At 40.1% G+C, this 3,428-nt stretch carries 4 protein-coding genes; all 4 read left to right on the top strand.

Going from position 1 to position 3,428, the window contains the following annotated elements:
- Nucleotides 1-716, top strand: a 716-nt coding sequence (locus HMPREF0083_RS29035) for a hypothetical protein (RefSeq protein ID WP_021621906.1), incomplete at its 5' end; no start/stop codon positions are given.
- Between the two features lie 27 nt (nt 717-743).
- Nucleotides 744-1,085: a hypothetical protein gene (locus HMPREF0083_RS13095; RefSeq protein ID WP_021621905.1), complete on the top strand. Its 342-nt coding sequence runs from the start codon at nt 744-746 to the stop codon at nt 1,083-1,085.
- A gap of 909 nt (nt 1,086-1,994) precedes the next feature.
- A complete protein-coding gene (locus HMPREF0083_RS28075; RefSeq protein WP_155847234.1) occupies nt 1,995-2,207 on the top strand; it encodes a hypothetical protein in 213 nt (70 codons plus the stop codon).
- A gap of 262 nt (nt 2,208-2,469) precedes the next feature.
- Nucleotides 2,470-3,378, top strand: a complete 909-nt coding sequence (locus tag HMPREF0083_RS13090; RefSeq protein ID WP_040302705.1) for a DMT family transporter — start codon at nt 2,470-2,472, stop codon at nt 3,376-3,378.
- Nucleotides 3,379-3,428 lie beyond the last annotated feature (50 nt).

Genomic DNA, 3,428 nt, shown 5'->3' with positions numbered 1-3,428 from the left:
AAGATAAGAAAAAAGATAAAGATAAGAAAAAAGACAAAGATAGAAAAAAAGATAAAAGACTGAATAATAATGAATTAGACCAGGATATATCATTAGACAACGATGCTGATGCAGATGTAGCAATAGATGTAGAAGCACAAGCCGATGCTGACGCGAAAGCGAAGGCTGACGCCGACGCGAAAGCGAAAGCCGATGCTGACGCCGATGCGGATGCTGACGCGGATGCTGACGCGGATGCTGACGCGGATGCCGACGCGGATGCTGATGCCGATGCTGACGCAGATGCGGATGCCGACGCGGATACCGATGCCGACGCGGATGCCGATGCGGATGCCGATGCTGACGCGGACGCAGATGCCGACGCTGACGCTGATGCTGACGCGGATGCTGACGCGGACGCCGATGCTGATGCTGACGCAGATGCCGACGCGGATGCTGACGCGGATGCTGACGCTGACGCAAGAGCAAGCTCTGGACACAATACGTTTAAAAACGGACACAATACCATTATCAACGTAACGGATAATGGCCCTGCATATATAGCTATGACCCTATCTACACTTACTATGTTGCAAACCTTAAAGGAAAATCAGAATTCAGAAAATATAGAAGCCCTAATCTCCGACCTCACTAATACACTTAACGAAATGTTACAAGTACAAAACGGTAATCGTAAAGCTATCATGGATGCTATTAAGGCTATCAAAAAAGACTAAGAAGTGAAAAACTTTGGAGGAGATTGTATGTCACGAACAAACATCTCACGTTGTACACTTTCGCCGAAAAAAGATAACAATAACCTATATGTGAAAGTTAAAAACAGAAACGAAGCTCTTAGTCGTCAATTTCAAATAAATGTATACGTTAAAGATACGTCAGCAAAAGAATTGTTACCCGTTTATGTCGATGACCAGCTTACACATGTAGATACCTTAAAGCCTGGAGCAGAGAAAGTTTATAGAATAGACGTGTCGAGTGTAAAGGAAAAGGTTATTTTTGAGATCGTTCAAAAAAAGGGAGGATCAGGTATTAAAGTTTCCAGAAACAGCAAAAATCCATCTTCCGTAGAATTACACATTAAATAAAAACCATAAGACTTTGGAGCTGATGCTAAAAGGTTACTTTACGTGTCCTTTTGGATCAGCTCCTTTTATTTATTTAACTATCAATTTTCGCCAGTTCTTTGTTTTTTCGTTCACGATGAGATTCTGTTTTTTTGCAAGGATTGATAGTAGGTGCTTCTAGAAATCTTCAGCGCCTTACACATCACCCGAATTATATATATCTGATTTGATAAATCGACACATGTTTGTGAGGGGAGGTAAGAAAAGGAGGAAGGGCGGTGAGCGGGAGCGGTCGGAAAAAGACACCTCGGCATTTCTTCCGCCAGAGCGCAGGGCGTACCCAACCTCTTCTTTTTTCCGAATCGCTTCCTTCCAACCACCTGAACTTTTGTTACTACGTCGAGTGATTTCTATATAGAATAAAAATAGCTGACGGTAATCGAAAGACAGTTGCTGTCCGCTTTCTAGTCAAGTAACGGTTTATTAACTAGGATACGTATAAAGGGGTAAATGGAGAATCTGCCGTGAAGAAGAACGACGTCAAGAACAACAGCGGAGTAACAGCAACTCTTCTGGCCGTTCTAGTTGGGGTGAAAACAGTAATTCCTCTAGAGGATCAGGTCGGGATAGCAACTACGATGATTTGCAGAGGAACCTCAGCGTTTTTTTATCTCCAAGTACCTTACAACAAATAGCTAGAGAAGTTGGATTTGTCCAACGACCAGGCATATTTATATTTTTCTTTTAAACAGAATTGGCACTATTAAAAATTATAAAAAGTGGTACTAATATAAGCTATTTTGCCATGATAAAGTTGATTCAAAAGGAATTAAATAACCATTATTTTAAGTTTGTAGAACAATTAAATAGAAGCTAATCACTTAGTATCCATGGTCATATTATGATGAGACGCTTATTTAAGAGATGGAAATGTTCTACGGAATCAGTTCGGATTTGTTAAGGGATTTAGAAAGTAAAGGGTACAACTGTAAAGGGTACAACTGTAAAGCATCAAGGGTGTTGATTATCCAGTATAATCCAGAGTGGATCGTCATCACACCGTGCCCCAAACGGGCGTCGGTTCGTCTCCCGCACAGAAGCGTAGAGAACGGGCGTCGGTTCGTCTCCCGCACAGAAGCATAAAGGGACGCTTTTTGCCCCAGCCGGTCCGGCCCTGGCGCCACAAAGCGGCCGTGTCTCTTCCTCGTGAGAAAGACGAGGGAACACGCCGACGTGTGCACCTTCTTTCCTCCATTTTATGGATAATCAACAGGTGTGGTAAAGTATATCTGACTTATGGAAAAAAGAGATATTTGTGTCATTAGGTAGCTCGATATCCGGAAAATCGATATGGTGTAGTAACGGATATTATTAATCCATCTTTAACAGAGAGAAGTGAATCTTATTGAACGAACATTTAATCTCAAGTTTGAAAATCGTTTTGGCCATGATTATTGTGGGAAGCTCGGTCGTAGCAGGTAAACTGATCGTTCAAAGTTTTCCCGTGTTCTTAGCATCCGAACTAAGATTTCTTATTGCAACCATTATCTTATTTCCAATATTGATAAAATTCGAAGGGTTTCCCTCTATTGGTAAGAGAGATTTATTAATCTTGTTTTTACAAGCATTATTTGGTGTATTTTTATTTAATATTTTTATGTTATATGGGCTTACAATAACCACAGCCATTGAGGGTGGGATTATTACAAGTACAATTCCAGCAGTCACAGGATGCCTTGCCTTCCTTTTTCTTAGGGAAAAATTAACCAAAAGTGTAATAACAGGAATTTTACTAGCGGTTTTAGGAACATTAACAATCAATTTTTCTGACTCTTTTACAACCGTTGGACGTGGATCTTCCCCTTTATTAGGGAATTTACTCATTTTTGGTGCCGTTATTAGTGAAGCCTTGTTTATTATATTCGGAAAGTTTATCGTACAACGGGTTAGTCCTCTGGCTATTTCAACTGTTGTCAGTATTTTCGGAACCATTTTATTTTTACCCTTTTCCCTTTATGAGGGTAATCGGTTTAACTTTGGAGAAGTATCTATTGCAGAGTGGGGATTAGTATTCTATTTCGGCATAGTTGTAACTGTCATTGCTTTTATTCTTATGTATCAGGGTGTTTCAAAAGTTTCTGCAAGTACAGCTGGAGTATTAACAGGTGTTTTACCAATGAGCAGTGTCATTCTTTCTGTGGTTATCTTAGGTGAAAAAGTCTCCTTTATCCATCTTATAGGAATAGGCTTTACATTAACAGCTATTTATTTGATTGCAAAACCGGCGAAGAAAACATGTAGCACCAATTATTAATATCAAAAATATCCATTTTTTAACTTCCCTCCGAAAGAAGTCTCCCACTT

The sequence above is a fragment of the Aneurinibacillus aneurinilyticus ATCC 12856 genome (genome assembly GCF_000466385.1).
Classification (GTDB): domain Bacteria; phylum Bacillota; class Bacilli; order Aneurinibacillales; family Aneurinibacillaceae; genus Aneurinibacillus; species Aneurinibacillus aneurinilyticus.
Note: the sequence above shows the minus strand (reverse complement) of the source record. Positions and strands in the feature narration are given on the sequence as shown.

Coding starts and splice junctions, on each gene's coding strand:
- HMPREF0083_RS13095 (WP_021621905.1), top strand. CDS start 744: ATGTCACGAACAAACATCTCACGTTGTACACTTTCGCCGAAAAAAGAT.
- HMPREF0083_RS28075 (WP_155847234.1), top strand. CDS start 1,995: ATGTTCTACGGAATCAGTTCGGATTTGTTAAGGGATTTAGAAAGTAAA.